Source organism: Kitasatospora nipponensis (assembly GCF_039528135.1).
GTDB classification, from domain to species: Bacteria; Actinomycetota; Actinomycetes; order Streptomycetales; family Streptomycetaceae; genus Kitasatospora; species Kitasatospora nipponensis.
This window is the reverse complement of sequence record NZ_BAAALF010000002.1, coordinates 33387-50580: the sequence shown is the minus strand read 5'-3', so window position 1 is coordinate 50580 and position 17194 is coordinate 33387. Positions and strand designations below refer to the sequence as shown.

General features: G+C 74.2%; 11 protein-coding genes and 1 tRNA gene. 6 read left to right on the top strand and 6 right to left on the bottom strand.

The genetic code is table 11. The annotated features are described in order from the left end of the window. Positions 1–22: 22 nt before the first annotated feature. Both ABD323_RS00975 and ABD323_RS00970 read right to left on the bottom strand, forming a co-directional pair. Complete coding sequence (locus ABD323_RS00975) at positions 23–1378, bottom strand: MFS transporter (protein WP_344437834.1); 1356 nt, start codon at positions 1376–1378, stop codon at positions 23–25. Next, the gene (locus tag ABD323_RS00970) at positions 1375–2001 is read right to left on the bottom strand and encodes an ArsR/SmtB family transcription factor (RefSeq protein ID WP_344437831.1); all 627 of its coding nucleotides are present in this window, start codon (positions 1999–2001) and stop codon (positions 1375–1377) included. Before ABD323_RS00970 ends, ABD323_RS00975 begins: the two co-directional genes overlap by 4 nt. Before the next feature lie 122 nt (positions 2002–2123). Here ABD323_RS00970 and ABD323_RS00965 point away from each other — a divergent pair, with 122 nt between their 5' ends. From ABD323_RS00965 to ABD323_RS00945, 5 genes are all read left to right on the top strand, one after another. Beyond that, complete coding sequence (locus tag ABD323_RS00965; RefSeq protein WP_344437829.1) at positions 2124–3482, top strand: deoxyguanosinetriphosphate triphosphohydrolase; 1359 nt, start codon at positions 2124–2126, stop codon at positions 3480–3482. 90 nt (positions 3483–3572) lie between these two features. Then, positions 3573–5483, top strand: coding sequence for a DNA primase (gene dnaG / locus ABD323_RS00960; RefSeq protein ID WP_344437827.1), 1911 nt, complete (start codon positions 3573–3575; stop codon positions 5481–5483). Positions 5484–5636: 153 nt separating this feature from the next. Continuing rightward, on the top strand, positions 5637–6797 hold the full coding sequence (locus tag ABD323_RS00955) for an RNA polymerase sigma factor (protein WP_425555818.1): 1161 nt from the start codon (positions 5637–5639) through the stop codon (positions 6795–6797). Then, entirely contained in the window at positions 6797–8584 is a 1788-nt protein-coding gene (locus tag ABD323_RS00950) for an ABC transporter transmembrane domain-containing protein (RefSeq protein ID WP_344437825.1), read from the top strand. Before ABD323_RS00955 ends, ABD323_RS00950 begins: the two co-directional genes overlap by 1 nt. Then, entirely contained in the window at positions 8581–10371 is a 1791-nt protein-coding gene (locus ABD323_RS00945) for an ABC transporter ATP-binding protein (protein WP_344437823.1), read from the top strand. The genes ABD323_RS00950 and ABD323_RS00945 overlap by 4 nt, the downstream gene beginning before the upstream one ends. Positions 10372–10442: 71 nt before the next feature. Here ABD323_RS00945 and ABD323_RS00940 read toward each other — a convergent pair whose 3' ends face one another. The 4 genes from ABD323_RS00940 to ABD323_RS00925 all read right to left on the bottom strand — a co-directional run bounded on the left by ABD323_RS00940 (position 10443) and on the right by ABD323_RS00925 (position 16736). Further along, entirely contained in the window at positions 10443–13232 is a 2790-nt protein-coding gene (locus ABD323_RS00940) for a GH92 family glycosyl hydrolase (protein WP_344437821.1), read from the bottom strand. 186 nt (positions 13233–13418) lie between these two features. After that, a complete protein-coding gene (gad, locus tag ABD323_RS00935; RefSeq protein WP_344437819.1) occupies positions 13419–14825 on the bottom strand; it encodes a glutamate decarboxylase in 1407 nt (468 codons plus the stop codon). 79 nt (positions 14826–14904) lie between these two features. After that, a complete protein-coding gene (locus ABD323_RS00930) occupies positions 14905–16341 on the bottom strand; it encodes an FGGY family carbohydrate kinase (protein ID WP_344437817.1) in 1437 nt (478 codons plus the stop codon). A 101-nt stretch (positions 16342–16442) separates the two neighbouring features. After that, positions 16443–16736, bottom strand: coding sequence for a hypothetical protein (locus tag ABD323_RS00925; protein WP_344437815.1), 294 nt, complete (start codon positions 16734–16736; stop codon positions 16443–16445). Positions 16737–17011: 275 nt separating this feature from the next. Between ABD323_RS00925 and ABD323_RS00920 the strand changes: the two genes are divergently transcribed. Beyond that, positions 17012–17084 (top strand) — tRNA-Asn (locus ABD323_RS00920). Positions 17085–17194: the final 110 nt, after the last annotated feature.

Genomic DNA, 17194 nt, shown 5'->3' with positions numbered 1-17194 from the left:
GGGGTCCGGGTGCTGCGGGTGCTCAGCCGGCGGCCGACTGCATGACCAGGTCGGTGGGCAGGTCGCGGTGGTGGCGCAGCGGGGAGAACCAGAGGACGAGGGCGGCCAGCGGGACGGCGCCGGTGGCCAGCCACATCGCGGGCAGCAGGCCGAGGCCGGTGGCCAGCGAGCCGCCGAGCAGGGCGCCCAGCGGGATGGTGCCGTAGTTGAGGAAGGCGCCGGTGGCGGAGATCCGGCCGAGCAGCTCGGCCGGGGTGTAGCGCTGGGTGAAGGTGGCGCGCAGGACGTTGCCGGCCACCACGCCGCCCGAGACGGCAAGGCCCCCGAGCAGGAAGCAGAGCAGGCCGGCGCCGCCGCTGGTGAGCGGGATGAGCAGCGCCAGGGTCGGCAGGCCGAGCAGGAAGAGGAGCATCGCGCGGGCCGTGCCGATCGCGGCGCCGACCCGGCGGGCCAGCGCGGCGCCCAGGATGCCGCCGAGGCTGGCGGCGCCGATCAGGGTGCCGATGGCGCCCTGTCCCAGGTGGGCGCGGTCCAGCAGGAAGACCACCAGGATCGACTGGTAGGCCGTCAGGGCGAGGTTGCAGAGCGAGCCGTGCAGGATGAAGGGACGCAGCCAGGGGTCCCGGGTGACCAGCCGCAGGCCCTCGCCCACCTCGCTGAGCAGGGTGCGCCGGCGGCGGTCGGCCGCCGCGCGCAGCGGCTCGCGCTGCCGGATGGCACCGGTGCAGACCAGCGAGACCAGGAAGGTCACGGTGTTGGCCAGCAGGCTGTTGACCGGGCCGAAGGCCTGGGCGAGCACGCCGCCCGAGCCGAGGCCGACGATCTGCGCGGCCGAGGCGCTGCCCTGCAGCTTGGCGTTGCCCTCCGCGCGGTCCGGCTCGGCCACCAGGCTCGGCAGGTAGGCGGTGTAGGCGGTCTGGAAGAAGACCGCGCCGGTCCCGGCGCAGAGCGCCACGGCCAGCAGCTGGAGGTAGCTCAGCAGGTGCAGGGCGGCGGCGAGGGGCACCGTCAGGTAGCAGAGCAGCTGGACCGCGGCCGCCACCAGCATGACGGTGCGTCGGCGCAGCCGGTCCACCCAGGCGCCGGCCGGCAGGCCGAAGAGCAGCCAGGGCGCCCAGGTGGCCGCGGTCAGCGCGCTGACCTGGAAGGCCCCGGCGTGCAGGACGGTCAGGGCGGCCAGCGGTAAGGCCAGGCCGGTGACCGAGGATCCGTACTTGCCGGCCACCTCGCCGGTGAAGAGGAGTCGGAAGTCGCGGTGGCGGCGCAGCAGGCCACCGCGGCGGGAGGGCTCGGCGAGGCGGACGGCCTGCTCGGCGGCGGTGGCCTCCTCGGCGGTGGCGGTGGACGCGGTGACGGTGGCGGTGGTGGTGGTCTTCACGGTGCGGGGTTCTCCTTCGAGGTGGCGGGCAGCATCGGCAGGGTCTGGAACTGGATCAGCACGGGCTGGGCGTCGGGCGGCACGGGGGCGTCGGGGGCCGGGACGTGCCGGCCGATCACCTCCAGCAACTCCGCGCCGAGCGCCCTGAGCTGCTCGGGGGTCATCCGCACGTCGCCCCAGTCGGACATGTTCCCGGTGCCCACCCAGGCGCCGGTGGCGGGCACCGACAGGGCCCGGGCGGCCCGCTGGAAGCTGCGCTCCAGGTAGTGCTGCTTGTAGCTGGAGAGCGCCTCGCGGGTCTGCGGGTCGATCGTCAGCTCGCTGGTGTTGAAGACCAGCGTGCCCTCGGTGACCCGCCACCAGCGCTCGCGCTTGGTGCCGCGGCCCGTCTCCTCCTCGATGTAGCCGTGCTCGGCCAGGTGGCGCAGGTGCCAGCTGACGGTGCCGGTGTTCTCGCCGAGCCGGTCGGCGAGCCTGGCGGAGGTGGCGGGGCCCTGGTCCTTGAGCTCGTCCAGGATCCGCATCCGCAGCGGGTGGGCCAGGGCGCGCAGGCTGCGCGGGTCGACCGTGCGGGAGGCCTTGGCCTGGGGCGGGGGGTTGGTGTCCTCGGTGCCGTGCTTCATGAGGGAAACCCTAGCGTGCAGAGTGTTCTCTGCATAGGTATATCTGCAGAGAGTTCTCTGCAACATTCCGAGCGGGCGGCGCACCCCCGAAGCGTCCGAGCGGCGGCGTACGGTGCTGGTATATGGACGCCACCTCGCACCGCAGCGACACCCCGGACCCCCTCGACCGCCTGACCCCCTTCCCGTTCCCCGTCGACCTCGACGAGCCGGCCCAGGGCGACCCCGAGCACGCGCAGGCCCGCTGGGTGCCCGAGCCGGACAAGCGCCCCGGTCGTACCGCCTACCAGCGCGACCGCGCCCGGGTGCTGCACTCCGCGGCCCTGCGCCGGCTGGCCGGCACCACCCAGGTGGTCGCGCCGATGCGCAGCGACTTCCCGCGCACCCGGCTCACCCACTCGCTCGAATGCGGTCAGGTGGGGCGGGAGTTGGGCGCGGCGCTGGGGTGCGACCCGGACCTGGTGGAGACCGCCTGCCTGGCCCACGACATCGGCCACCCGCCGTTCGGCCACACCGGCGAGGAGGCGCTGGACCAGGCCGCCGAGAGCTGCGGCGGCTTCGAGGGCAACGCGCAGTCGCTGCGCATCCTGACCCGGCTCGAACCCAAGCGCTTCGCGCCGCCGGGCGCGGACCCCGCCGGCCTGGCACCGCGGCCCGGCCGCAGCGTGGGCCTCAACCTGACCCGGGCCACCCTGGACGCGGCGACCAAGTACCCCTGGGCCCGCGGCGGCCACCCGAGCGAGCCCGGCTCCGGCAAGTTCGGCGTCTACGGCGACGACCTGCCGGTCTTCGAGTGGCTGCGGGCCGGGGCGCCGCAGGGCCGCAAGTGCTTCGAGGCCACCGTGATGGACTGGTCGGACGACGTCGCCTACTCCACCCACGACGTCGAGGACGGCCTGTACGCCGGGCACATCGACCCGGCCGCCCTGCGCAGCCGCACCGAGCGGGCCGGGCTCTTCGAGGTGGCCCGGCGCTACGCCCCGCAGGCCGAGGAGGCCGAGTTCGGCGAGGCGCTGGACCGGCTGCAGGCGGCCGAGTGGTGGCCGCGCGGCTACGACGGCTCGCCGCGCGGACGGGCCGGCCTGAAGGACTTCACCAGCCAGCTGATCGGCCGGTTCTGCCTGGCCGCCGAGCAGGCCACCCGGGCCCGCTACGGACCGGGCCCGCTCACCCGCTACGCGGCCACCCTGGTGGTGCCGGACTCGGTGCGGATCGAGTGCGCGGTGCTCAAGGCGGTGGCGGTGCGCTACGTGATGCAGCGCGACGAGCAGGCCCAGCTGCGCTCCCGCCAGCGGATCGTGATCGCCGAGCTCGCCGAGGTGCTCGCCGCCCGCGGGCCCGCCGAGCTGGACCCGGTCTTCGCCGCCCAGTACGCCGAGGCGGCGGACGACCGCGCCGCCCAGCGGGCGGTGATCGACCAGATCGCCACCCTCACCGACGCCTCGGCGCTCGCCCTGCACGCCCGCCTCACCGGCCGGGGCTGAGCGGCCCGCCCGGGCGGCGCCGACCGGTCCCGCGGATCGGCCCGTCGATCGGCCCCGCTGAACGTCGCCCCGAAGCCGTAGACTTCCGGGGTGGCAGGGCGGATCAGGGATGAAGACGTGCAGGCGGTGCGCAGCGCGCTGCCCATCGACGTGGTGGTCAGCGACTACGTCCAGCTCACCAACGGCGGTGGCGGCCAGCTGAAGGGCGTCTGCCCGTTCCACGACGAGAAGTCGGCCTCCTTCTACGTCAACCCCAGCAAGAGCGTCTTCCACTGCTTCGGTTGCCAGGAGAGCGGCGACACCATCAGCTTCCTGATGAAGATCGAGCACTTCTCCTTCGCCGAGGCCGTCGAGCGGATGGCCGCCCAGGCCAACATCACCCTGCGCTACGAGGAGGGCGGCTACTCCCAGCGCGGGCAGCGCGGTGAGCGGACCCGGCTGGTCGAGGCGCACAAGGTGGCCGCCGCCTGGTACGAGGAGCAGCTGCAGTCGGCGGAGGGCGAGATCGGCCGGACCTTCCTGGCCGAGCGCGGCTTCGACGCCGCCGCGGCGGCGCACTTCGGGGTCGGCTACGCGCCGGCGGGCTGGGAGCACCTGGTGCGCTACCTGCGCGGCAAGGGCTTCGCCGACAAGGAGATCCTGCTGGGCGGCCTGGCCTCGCAGGGGCAGCGCGGCGGCCTGATCGACCGCTTCCGCGGCCGACTGGTCTGGCCGATCCGCGACACCGCGGGCGAGGTGATCGGCTTCGGTGCGCGCCGGCTGCGCGAGGACGACAACGGGCCCAAGTACCTGAACACCCCCGAGACACCGATCTACAAGAAGTCGCACGTCCTCTACGGCATCGACCTGGCCAAGAAGGAGATCGCCAAGAGCGGGCGGGCGGTGGTGGTCGAGGGCTACACCGACGTGATGGCCTGCCACCTCTCCGGCGTCACGACGGCGGTGGCCACCTGTGGCACCGCCTTCGCCGAGGACCACATCAAGATCATCCGCCGACTGCTGATGGACACCTCGCAGTACCGCGGGGAGACCGTCTTCACCTTCGACGGCGACGCGGCCGGCCAGAAGGCGGCGCTGCGCGCCTTCGAGGACGACCAGAAGTTCGCCGCCCGCACCTCGATCGCGATCACCCCCGGCGGCATGGACCCGTGCGACCTGCGGCTGGCCCAGGGCGAGGAGGCGGTGCGCGAGCTGATCGCCAACCCCGTCCCGCTCTTCGAGTTCGCGCTGCGCTCGGCCGTCCAGCGCCACCGGGTGGACGCGGCCGAGGGCCGGGCGGCGGCGCTGGAGGAGGCCGCGCCGATCGTCGCGCGGATCAAGGACCCCTCGATCCGGCACGAGTACGCCGTCCAACTGGCCGGCCTGCTCGGCATCCTGGACGAGCAGTTCGTGGTCCGCCGGGTCGGCCAGATCGCCCGCTGGCAGCGCGAGTCCCCGCAGCAGGGGCGCCAGCAGGCACCGCGGCGGATCGAGCCGCAGGCCGTGCCGACCGCGGCCCCGCAGCGCGTGGCCTACCGCCTCGACGCCCGCGACCCGGGCCAGTTCGTCGAGCGTGAGCTGCTCAAACTCGCCATCCAGTGCCCGGAGTTGGTCAGTCCGACGTTCGACCAGTACGCCGAGGACGAGTTCACCGCGCCGCCGTACGCGGCCGTCAGGCGGGCGATCGGCCAGGCCGGCGGGGTGCTGCACGGCTGCACGGCGGCGGACTTCGTGACGGCCGTGCGGGACGCCTGCGAGCACGACCAGGTCCGTTCGCTGGTCACCGAGTTGACGGTGGAGCCGATCCGCACCCGGCGCAAGCCGGACGAGATCTACGCCGGCGAGTTCCTGGTCAACCTGCGCCGGGCCTCGGTCAAACGCCGGGTGGACGAGGTCCGTGCCCAGCTCCAGCGGCTCGGCAACCGGGCCACCGCCGAGCAGTCGGGGCCGGTGCAGCAGGAGTTGTGGGCGCTGCAGCAGTACGACGACAACCTGCGCACCCGCGGCGCGGCCGGGCTCTGACGCGACGCCGGCCCCCCTCGCGAACCGGCTCCGGGCGGGATCGGAACGGAAACTCGGCGCAGGACTCTCGGCGGGGGAGTGTGGCGTACCCCACACTGAGGGGGTCTCAGTCCGTCGAATCCGGGCCGGCAGGCTCGCGGAAGGGTGGGCCCCTTGGAGACCGCCACCACCCAGAGCGACTACCAGGGCGCGGGCCCGGCCCTGGAGGAGGCCGACGAGCCCGAGAGAGGACCGGGGACCGACGACCTCGGGGCCGTTCCCGACGCCGACCCCGATCCCGACGCCGATCCGGAGGCCGAGCCCGACCCCGACCTGGCGGCCGGCCGTGACGCGGACCCCGACCCCGACGCGGACCCCGACGAACAGCCGCGCCGGGTGCCGATCGAGGAGTCGACCGGCCCGGCCGCCGACCTGTTCCGCCAGTACCTGCGCGAGATCGGCCGGATCCGCCTGCTCTCCGCCGCCGAGGAGGTGGAGCTCGCCCGCCAGGTCGAGGCCGGCCTGTTCGCCGAGGCCTTCCTGAACCGGCACGGCGCGCGCCCGCCCGACGACCGGCTGGCGGACGACCTGGACCACCTGGTGGTGCTGGGCCGGATCGCCAAGCGCCGCCTGATCGAGGCCAACCTGCGCCTGGTGGTCTCGGTCGCCAAGCGCTACATCGGCCGCGGGCTGACCATGCTCGACCTGGTCCAGGAGGGCAACCTGGGCCTGATCCGGGCGGTGGAGAAGTTCGACTACACCCGCGGCTACAAGTTCTCCACCTACGCGACCTGGTGGATCCGGCAGTCGATGAGCCGGGCGCTGGCCGACCAGGCCCGCACCATCCGGGTCCCGGTGCACGTGGTCGAGCTGATCAACCGGGTGCTGCGGGTGCAGCGCCGGCTGCTCCAGGAGCGGGGCAGCGAGCCGACCGCGGCCGAGGTCGGCCTGGTGCTGGAGCTGCCGGAGGCCCGGGTGCGCGAGGTGCTGCGGCTGGCCCAGGAGCCCGTCTCGCTGCACACCCCGATCGGCGAGGAGGAGGACGTCGCCCTCGGCGACCTGATCGAGGACGCCGACGCCGCCTCCCCGGTGGAGAGCGCCGCGTTCCTGCTGCTGCGCCAGCACCTGGAGGCGGTGCTGGCCATCCTGGGCGAGCGCGAGCGCAAGGTGGTCGAGCTGCGCTACGGACTGGTGGACGGACGCCCGCGCACCCTGGAGGAGATCGGCGCGCTCTTCGGGGTCACCCGCGAGCGGATCCGCCAGATCGAGTCCAAGACCCTGGCCAAGCTGCGCGACCACGCCTTCGCCGACCAACTGCGCGGCTACCTGGACTGATGACCGCTCAGGCGGCGTGGCCTAGAGTCGCGGCTGTGACGATCGTCCGTACAGACCCTGATGTGCGCAGCCCGCTCCGCTACCTCTGGTGGCTCATCATCTGCCAGCCCTGGCGGGCCGCGGCCGGGGCGCTGCTCGGCAGCGTCTGGATGGCCTCGCTCACCCTGCCGCCCTACCTGCTGTCGCGGGCGATCGACGACGGCTTGCAGGCGGGGCACACGGGTGCGCTGCTGGGCTGGGTCGGCGCGCTGGTGGCGGTGGCGGTGGTGAACGCCGTGCTGGGCGGGCTGCGGCACCGCACCATGACCAAGCTCCGGATGAACGCCTCCTTCCGCACCGTGGAGGTGGTGGTGCGTCAGGCGACCCGGCTCGGTGCGGTGCTGCCGCGCCGGGTCAGTGCCGGCGAGGTGGTCACCATCGGCATCGGCGACGTGGGGCGGATGAGCATGGCGCTGACCTGCATCGGGCCCGGGGTGGGCGGCGTCGTCGCCTACCTGGTGGTGGCCGCGCTGCTGCTCGCCATCTCCCCGCTGCTGGCCGCCGTGGTGCTGCTCGGCGTGCCGCTGCTCGCCGTGCTGGTCGGCCCGCTGCTCAGCCGGCTGCAGCGCCGCGAGGCCGCCTACCGCGAGCGCCAGGGCGCGCTCGCGGCGCGGCTGGCGGACCTGGTCGGGGGCTTGCGGGTGCTGGGCGGGCTGGGCGGCAAGGAGCTCTACGCGGAGCGCTACCGGCGCGAGTCGCAGCACCTGTGCGCCGACGGCTACCGGGTCGGCGTGGTGACCAGCTGGCTCCAGGCGCTCGGCGGCGGCCTGCCCGCCCTCTTCCTGGCCGCCGTCACCTGGCTGGCCGCCCGGATGGCCGCGCACGGGAGCATCACCCCGGGCCAGCTGGTCGCGGTCTACGGGTACGTGGCGGTGCTGGTGGTGCCGGTGAGCTTCTTCATCGAGGCCGGCCACGACATCAGCCGCGGCCTGGTCAGCGCCGCCCGGGTGATCCGCTTCCTGCGCCTGGAGCCCGCGCGGGCCTCGGGCGCCGGCACGGGGGGCGCGGCCGAGGAACTCCCCGAGGGCCCCGCGACGCTGCACGACCCCGACTCCGGCGTCGAGCTGGCGCCCGGTCGGCTGACGGCGCTGGTCAGCGCCCGCCCGGGCGAGGCGGCCGCCGTGGTGGACCGGCTGGGCCGGTTCGCCGACTCGGCCGCCACCTGGGACGGCCGGCGGCTGGACCGGATGGACCCGGGCCCGGTGCGCGAGCGGATCGTGGTGGCCGACAACGAGGCCGACCTCTTCGCCGGCACCCTGCGCGACCTGCTGGCCGGCCGGCGCGAGCGCGCGGAGTCGGACATCGCCGCCGCCCTGCATGCGGCGGCCGCCCAGGACGTGGTGAACGGCCTGCCGCACGGCCTGGACTCGGCGATCGACGCGCAGGGCCGCAACCTCTCCGGCGGCCAGCGCCAGCGGCTGCGGCTGGCCCGGGCACTGCTCGCCGAGCCGGAGGTGCTGCTGGCGGTGGAGCCCACCTCGGCGCTGGACGCGCACACCGAGGCGGCGGTGGCCGCCCGGCTGCCGGCCGCCCGGGCGGGTCGCAGCACCCTGGTGACCAGCACCTCGCCGGTGCTGCTGGACCGCGCGGAGGTGGTCCACTACCTGGTCGACGGCACCGTCGCGGCCTCCGGCAGCCACCGCGAACTGCTGCGCACCGAGCCCGGCTACCGGGCCCTGGTGGCCCGCGACACCGACCGGTCCGAGCGGTCCGGCGCCACCGCGTCCCCCGAGGAGGCCCTGCGATGAACCGTCAGCTGCCCGTCGCCGAGCCCCGCGCGGTGCGCCGCGCCGCGCTGGGCCTGCTCCGCCTGGACGGCCGCGCCTTCGCCGCCGTGCTCACCCTCAACGCGCTCGCCGCGGCGGCCGCGCTGGCCGGCCCGTGGCTGCTGGGCCGGATCATCGACACCGTCCGCCGGCACGGCGGGACCGCGGCCGTGGACCGGCTCGCGCTGGGCGTGCTGGTCTTCGCCCTCGCCCAGTTGCTGCTCGCCCGCTCGGCCCGCTACCTGGCCCACCGATTCGGCGAGCGCACCGCGGCCCGGATCCGCGAGGGCTTCCTGGACCGCGCCTTCGCGCTGCCGACCGCGGTGGTGGAGCGGGCCGGCACCGGCGACCTCACCGCCCGCGGCACCGCCGACGTCGAGGCGGTCGCCACCACCCTGCGCGACGTGGGCCCCGAGCTGTTCATCGCCGGCCTCCAGGTCCTGCTCATCCTCGTCGTGGTGCTGGCCGTCAACCCGCTGCTCGGCGGCTGCGGCCTGCTCGGCCTGCTCGCCGTCTGGGGGGTCACCCGCTGGTACCTGAACCGGGCGCGCGAGGCCTACCTCGCCGAGGGCGCCGCCAACTCGGTGCTCGCCGAGGTGCTGGCGGCCACCGCCGCCGGTGCCCGCACCGTCGAGGCGCTGGGCCTGCAGCAGCGCCGGCTGGCGGCCTGCCACGAGGCGGTCGAGGCCTGCCGGCGGACCCGGACCAGGACGCTCTTCCTGCGCAGCGTGCTCTTCCCGGTGGTGGACGTCGCCTACGCGGTGCCGGTGGCCGCGGTGCTGCTGCTCGGCGGGATCCTGAACGCGCACGGCGTGGTGAGCGTGGGCACGGTGGTCGCCTCGGCGCTGTACCTGCGCCAGCTGGCCGACCCGGTCCTCGCCGTGCTCTTCCAGGTCGAGCAGGTGCAGAGCAGCAGTGCCTCCTTCGCCCGGATCGAGGGGCTGGCCCGGCCGGCGGCGCAGGCCGCGCCCGGCGGCGCCGCGCCGGCGGACGACCGGATCGAGGTGGCCGGCGCGAGCTACGCCTACGACGGCGGGCCCGACGTGCTGCACGGCGTCGACCTGACGGTCCGTCCCGGCGAGCGGCTGGCGGTGGTGGGCCCGTCCGGCGCCGGCAAGTCCACGCTGGGCCGGCTGCTGGCCGGCATCGAGGCCCCGCACACCGGCACGGTGACGGTCGGCGGGGTGCCGGTCGCCGAGCTCGGCCCCGAGCAACTGCGCCGCCAGGTGGTCCTGGTGACCCAGGAGCAGCACATCTTCCTGGGCACCGTGCGGGAGAACCTGCTGCTCGCGGCGCCAACGGCGGGTGAGGCGCAGCTACGGGCCGCGCTCGCGGTGGTCGGCGCCGACTGGGTGGCCGAGCTGCCGGCCGGCCTGGAGACCGAACTGGGGCCCACCGGGTACCGCCCGGACGGCGCCCAGGCCCAGCAGCTCGCGCTGGCCCGGGTGGTGCTGGCCGATCCGCACACGCTGATCCTGGACGAGGCCACCGCACTGCTCGATCCCGCCACCGCCCGGCACGCCGAGCGCGCGCTGGCCGCGGTGCTGGACGGCCGCACGGTGATCGCCATCGCCCACCGCCTGCACACCGCCCACGACGCCGACCGGGTGGCCGTGCTGGCCGACGGCCGGCTCGCCGAGCTGGGCACCCACGACCAGCTGGTGGCCGACGGCGGGGCCTACGCCGCGCTCTGGGACTCCTGGCACGGGACGCACGGGACGCACGGGACGCACGGGACGCACGAGACGGCCGCCGGGGCGGCGTCGTAGGACGTCCCCGACGCGCGGCAGGGCCCGCCCGGCCACCGGCCGGACGGGCCCCGGGCCACTGCCGCCGAGCCCTACCGCGGCACCGCCCAGCGCTGGTTGTCCGCGCCGTTGCAGTCCCACAGCTCCAGCCCGGTGCCGTCGGCGCTGTTGCCCTGCGGCACGTCCAGGCACCGGCCGGAGGGCTGGTTGACCAGCGAGCCGTCCGCCCGCGGCCACCACTGCTGGGCGCCGGTGCCGTTGCAGTCCCACAGCTGCGCCACGGTGCCGTCGGCGGTCCCGCTCTGGTCGAGGTCCAGGCAGTGGCCCAGCGCCCGCAGGGTGCCGTCCGGGGCGAGGGTCCACTGCTGGGCCGCACTGCCGTTGCACTGCTGGAGCTGCACCCGGGTGCCGTTGGCGACCTGGCTGTGGTCCACGTCCACGCACTTGCCGGCGAGTCCGGTGACGGTCCCGGTGACCGCGTGCGCCGGGCCGACGTCGAAGGACGGCGGCGCGTCGGCCGGTGCCGTGCCCCAGCCGGGCGCCGGCCGGGTGTCCAGGCCGTACTCCAGGGTGCCGCCGGTGCGCACGAAGTCCTCCGTCAGCCAGGGGCGTCCGGACGGGACGCCGTCGACCCTCAGGTCGGTGACGTAGCGGGCGTCGGTGGAGGCGCCCGGGGCGTTGACGTCGATCGTCACCCCGTTGCCGCGGGTGATCGTGATGGCCGGGAACTGCGGGCTGGCCAGCACGAGTTCGGCGCGCCCGGGGACCTGCGGGTACATCCCCAGGGCGGCCCAGACGGCCCACGAGGACATTTCGCCCAGGTCGTCGTTGCCCACCTCGCCGTCCGGGGTGTCGGAGAAGAGCGTGGTCAGCGCCCGGCGGACCACGTCCTGGGTGCGGTCGGGGCGCCCGGCGTAGGCGTAGAGCCACGGGATGGAGAACGAGGGCTCGTTGCCGAGATAGGCGTTGGGGGCGCCGGGGCCGGCGTTGAGCTTGCCGAAGAAGGTGTCCAGCCGCGCGACGGCGGTGGCGTCGCCGCCCATGGCGTCGAAGAGGCCGCGCGGGTTGTGGGTGATCGCCCAGGTGTACTGGGCGCTGTCGCCCTCGGCGAAGCCGTTCTGCGACGTCGGGTCGAAGCCCGGCCAGCTGTGGTCGGCGTTGCGCGGCTGGAGGTAGTGGCTGTCGGCGTTCATCAGGTTGCGCCAGTTCGCCGAGCGGTGCAGGAAGGTGTCGTGAGTCTCGGAGTCGCCCAGGCGGTCGGCGAGTTGGGCGATCGCGAAGTCGGCGCCGGCATACTCCAGGGTCTCCGAGGCGGACCCCCACTCACCCTGGAGGTCGGCCGGGACGAAGCCCTCGCCGTCGTACTGCGCGTGCCCGCTGCGCTCGAGGTCCTTGCGGGTGCCGTCCTGTGCGAGCCGGAGCAGGCCCCGGGCGTCGAACTCGGTCGCACCGAAGGCGTGCAGGTCGCTGGCGATGATCGGCAGCGGGTCGCCGACCATCACCCCGGTCCCGCCGTTCGCCAGCGTCCAGCGGTCGAAGTACCCGCCCTGGGCGCCCTGGTTGACGATCGACTGGGCGATGTCGGAGGCTTCCCCGGGCGCCAGCAGGCCCAGCAGCTGGACCTGCGAGCGGTAGACGTCCCAGCCGGAGAAGTCGGCGTACTGGGCATGGCCGGGCGGCGCGGTGTGCACCTGCCCGTCGAATCCGGGGTAGCGCCCGTCGACGTCGCTGAGCACGCTCGGGTGGAGCATCGCGTGGTAGAGCGCGCTGTAGAAGACGCGCGTGTCACGGGTGCTGCCGCCCTGGACGGCGATCCGCCCCAGCATCTGGTTCCAGCTCCCGCGGCTCGCGGCGGCGATCTGCTCGAAGCCGGCGCCGCCCTGCTCGGCCTGCAGGTTGGCCAGCGCGTTGTCGGTGGAGACGAAGGAGATGCCGACCCTGGCGGTGACCGCGCGATCGGTGGAGGTGTCGAAGGAGACCAGTGCCAGCGCGCCCGAGGGCGCCTGCGCCAGCTGCGGGTGCTGGTCGGGGAGCTGGGTGCCGCCGGGGCCGCCCTGTTCGTCCTGGGCCGCGGCGGTCTTGGCCGGGTGCGGCGCGAGGCCGTGCGAGGCACCGGTGGCCGTCCGGCTGGCGGTGTCCAGCACCCCGCCGTGCACGATGCCCGAGCGGCTGAACGGACGGTCGAAGACGGCCGTGAAGTAGAGCCGGTAGTGGTTGCCGGTGCCGCAGAAGCCGCCGCTGTCGGTGTAGCCGGTGATCCGGTCACTGCCGATGGTGAGCCGGCCGGAGGCGTTGTTGAACGCCTTGCCGGCGTCGATGGTCAGCGAGGCGCGCTGGCCCGCGGGGTAGCTGAACCGCGCGATGCCGGAACGCTGGGTGGCGGCGAGTTCGGCGCGCAGCCCGTTGTCGAAGGTGACCGCGTACTGACCCGGGGAGGCCGACTCGTTGGCGTGCGAGAAGCTGTAGTGGTCCACCGGACTGTCGCCCAGCACCGGCATGATCGGGATGTTGCCGTAGTCGCCGCAGCCCGCGCCGGAGAGGTGGGTGAGGCTGAAGTCACGGACCCGCTGGTCGTCGTAGAAGTAGCCACCGTGCTGGTAGGTGACCGTGTCCGGGCTCCACTGGACCATGCCGAACGGCGCGGTGGCGCCCGGGAAGGTGTTGCCCGCCCCGCCGCCGTTGCCGAAGTCGGGGGCGAGTTGCTTGGTGCCGACGAACGCATTGACGTACTGGGCCGGGTCGGCCACCACCGCACGGTGGCTCGCGGCCTGCCGGACAGCGGTGGCGGCCTGCGCCGACGGTACGGCGAGGGCGGCCAGTAGGGCGGCGCAGGCCGCCAGTACACGGGGGGCGGAGGCTCTGATGGGTCGCAGGGCGCGCACGTGATCCCTCTTCCTGACGTCCTGTCAGTCAGTACGGAGTCCGATGAGTATGACGATCACTCATCTACTCATCCGTTGATCACGGGATGCCCGCGCGCGCACCGCGACAGGCCCGCTATCGCCCGATCGGCGCAGCGTGCAGGGGGGAACGGGCGCCCGTCCGGTGGAGGGGGGAGCCGGTGGCGCTCAGTGGTGGAAGCCGGAGCGCGCCTCGATTCCCCGAGCCTGGGCCGGCCCCGACTGGCGCAGCAGCTCGGGCAGCAGCCGCGCCAGGTCGGCCAGCAGCATCTCGGCCAGGTCCAGGGTGAACCCGTTGCGGCAGACCACCCGCAGCACCGACAGGTCGGTGCGGTTGTCGGGGAAGGTGTAGGCGGGCACCTGCCAGCCGCGCTCGCGCAGCCGGCGCGAGACGTCGAAGACGTCGAAGGCGCTCACCCCGTCGGCCACCGTGAAGGCGAAGACCGGCAGTTGGTCGCCGCGGGTGATCAGCTTGAAGACGCCCAGGCGCTCGATCCCGGTGGCCAGGTGGCGGGCCACCGTGCGGCAGGACTGCTGGACCGCGCGGTACCCCTCGTGGCCCAGCCGCAGGAAGGTGTAGTACTGCGCGACCACCTCGGCGCCGGGCCGGGAGAAGTTCAGCGCGAAGGTCGGCATGTCGCCGCCCAGGTAGTTGACCTTGAAGACCAGCTCCTCGGGCAGCGCCTCCCGGTCGCGCCACAGCGCCCAGCCCACGCCCGGGTAGACCAGCCCGTACTTGTGCCCGGAGGTGTTGATGGAGGCGACCCGCGGCAGCCGGAAGTCCCAGGACAGCTCCGGGTCCAGGAACGGTGCCACCATGGCGCCCGAGGCGCCGTCGACGTGCACCGGCACGTTCAGCCCGGTGCGCTCCTGGAGGTCGTCGAGCGCGGCACAGATCTGCTCGACCGGCTCGTAGGAGCCGTCGAAGGTGGAGCCCAGCACGGCCACCACGCCGATGGTGTTCTCGTCGCAGAGCGCCACCGCCTGCTCGGCGTCGAGGTGGAAGCGCTCGCCCTCCATCGGCGCCAGGCGGCACTCCACCTCCCAGAAGTTGGCGAACTTCTCCCAGCAGACCTGGACGTTGACGCCCATCACCAGGTTGGGCCGGGCGCCGGCGTCGTAGCGTTCCTGGTTGCGGCGCATCCAGCGGCGCTTGAGCGCCAGGCCCGCCAGCATGCAGGCCTCGCTGGAGCCGGTGGTGGAGCAGCCGACCGCCTGCTCGGGGTCGGGCGCGTGCCACAGGTCCGCCAGGATCGCCACGCAGCGCCGCTCCAGCTCGGCGGTCTGCGGGTACTCGTCCTTGTCGATCATGTTCTTGTCGAGGCACTCCGCCATCAGCTTGTCCGCCTGGGCCTCCATCGAGGTGGTGACGAAGGTGGCCAGGTTGAGCTTGGCGTTGCCGTCCAGCATCAGCTCGTCGTGGATCAGCTGGTAGGCGGCGTGCGGCGGGATCGGCGTGTGGTGCAGCCGGTGCTTGGGTGGGGCCAGCCGCATCGCGCTGACCGGATCCGCCTCGCCCAGCAGGGCGTTGACGGAGACTCGGTTGTCCTTGCTGGAGCCCTGGTGCAACGCCACGAGGCCTGCCCTTCACTCGGATGCCGGGGCCACCACGCTAGGGCCTGGCGGACCGTTCGGGTCGGAACGGCGCGCGGCGCTACGGCCGGTCGGCGACCTCCGGGTGGATCTGGTCGCGCACCACGGCGTACTGCTGACGGACCGCCTGGCCGAAGGGCTGGTCGGGGTCCGGCTCCAGGGTGAGGGCCTCGGGCAGCTCCCACTGCGGCGGCTCGGGCGTGCCGGCCAGCGCCCAGGCGGCCTGCCGGGCCGCGCCGCGCGCCGCGTGGTCGCCGGGTGGCGGTATCACCACCGGGATGCCGAAGATCAGCGGCGCGATCTCGCTGACCGCGGCGAGCCGCCCGACCGCACCGAGCAGCACCACCCGGCGCACCGCCACGCCCTTGGCCCGCATGGTGTCCAGGGCGTCCGCGATGTTGCAGAGCATGCCCTCCACGGCGGCCCGCGCCAGGTGCTCGGCGGTCATCGACTCGGTCCGCAGGCCCGTCAGGGTGCCCGCGGCGTGCGGCAGCCTGGGGGTGCGCTCGCCGTCCAGGTAGGGCAGCAGCACCATGCCGTACGCGCCCGGCGAGGACTGCAGGGCCAGCGCGCTCAGGCCCTCCAGGTCGCGGCCGAGCAGGTTGGCGGTGGCCCGCAGCACCTGTGCGGCGTTGAGCGTGCCGACCATCGGCAGGTGGTGGCCGGTGGCGTCGGCGAACGAGGAGACCGTGCCGCTGGGGTCCACCACGGGCTGGTCGTGGACGGCGAAGATGGTGCCCGAGGAGCCGAGCGAGACGACCGCGTCGCCCGGGCCCAGGCCCAGGCCCAGCGCGGCGGCCATGTTGTCGCCGGTGCCGGCCGAGATCAGCAGTCCCTCGGGGGTGTGTCCGGCCGGTTCGCTGGGGCCGAGCACGTCCGGCAGCCGCAGCAGCTCGTGGCCCAGCGCCAGCTTGATCAGGTCCTGCCGGTACTCGCCGGTGATCGGCGACCAGTAGCCGGTGCCGGAGGCGTCCCCGCGGTCGGTGGTGCGCCGCTGCGGGTGGCCCAGCAGCTGCCAGACCAGCCAGTCGTGCGGCAGCAGCACCTCCGCGATCCGGCGGGCGTTGGCCGGCTCGAACTCCGCCAGCCAGCGCATCTTGGCGATCGTGTAGGTGGCGGCCGGGACCGCGCCGATCGCCTCCGTCCAGGCGGCCGGACCGCCCAGCGCGTCCACCAGGGCGGCCGCCGCGCCCGAGGAGCGCGGGTCGGTCCACAGCAGCGCCGGGCGCACCAGCACGCCGCCCGCGTCCAGCCCGATCAGGCTGTGCTGCTGGGCGGAGACCCCGATCGCCCGCACGCCCTCCAGCAGGCCGCCGGTGGCCGCCTCGCCCAGCGAGTGCAGCCAGGACTGCGGATCGGCCTCGGTGGTGCGGGCCTGCGAGGCCTCGGAGGCCGGGTGGGCGGCCTTGCCCGAGCGCAGCACGGCTCCGGTGTCCGCGTCACACGCGACGATCCGGGTGCGGAGGGTCGAGCTGTCGATGCCCGCGACGATGGCCATGGTGGAGATCATGCCTCAGCCGGGGCCCCGGGCTCAGCTGCTCGTGGCAAGTGTTGCCCACTCGGTACCGCCGGGCCCGGTGCGCGGCGCGCCCGGCGGGCTCAGGACCGCACGGTGCCCCAGCTGTCGTCCGCGACCCGCGCGCGGTTGAAGTACGGCACCCGGTCGGTGAACGCGTCGGGCAGCTTCTCGCCGACCCGGCCGGTGACCGCGTGCACCGCCTTGCCCGCCGCCGAGCCGGCCGACACCCTGGCCCGCTGCGTGGCGTCCTGGACCTTGGGGTTGCGCGCGACCTTCTGCGCGGCCGCGGCGATCTGTTCGTAGCGCTGCCGGCCGGCCCTGGCCCCCAGGACGTACCCCGTCGCTGCTCCCACGACGAACGTCAGCTTCCACATAGTGCGGCCTCCACCCTCTCTCGCGGCGCTTGCCGCGGTGCCCTACCCGTCCCGGCCGCCGGCGAACCACCCGGCGGGCCTGTCCCAGCATCCCCGGCGCCGGTTCGGGCCGCCCGCCGGGCGCGCCGAGCGGGCGGCGCGCGGGGCTCGGCGGGGCACCCGGGGGTCGGCCGGGGTTCGCGCGGCGAAAGCGATTGGCGGACCACCCCCCTGGATGCGCTAATGTATGTCCCGCAGCAAGCGCCACGCAGTGTGCGCCGAAGCGGACAACTCAATCCCGCATAGCTCAATTGGCAGAGCAGCCGACTGTTAATCGGCAGGTTATTGGTTCGAGTCCAATTGCGGGAGCTCAGGCGGCCGGCCCGGTTCGGACCGGAGTGGCCGCCTGGAACGACGGTCCCCCATAGCTCAATTGGCAGAGCAGCCGACTGTTAATCGGCAGGTTATTGGTTCGAGTC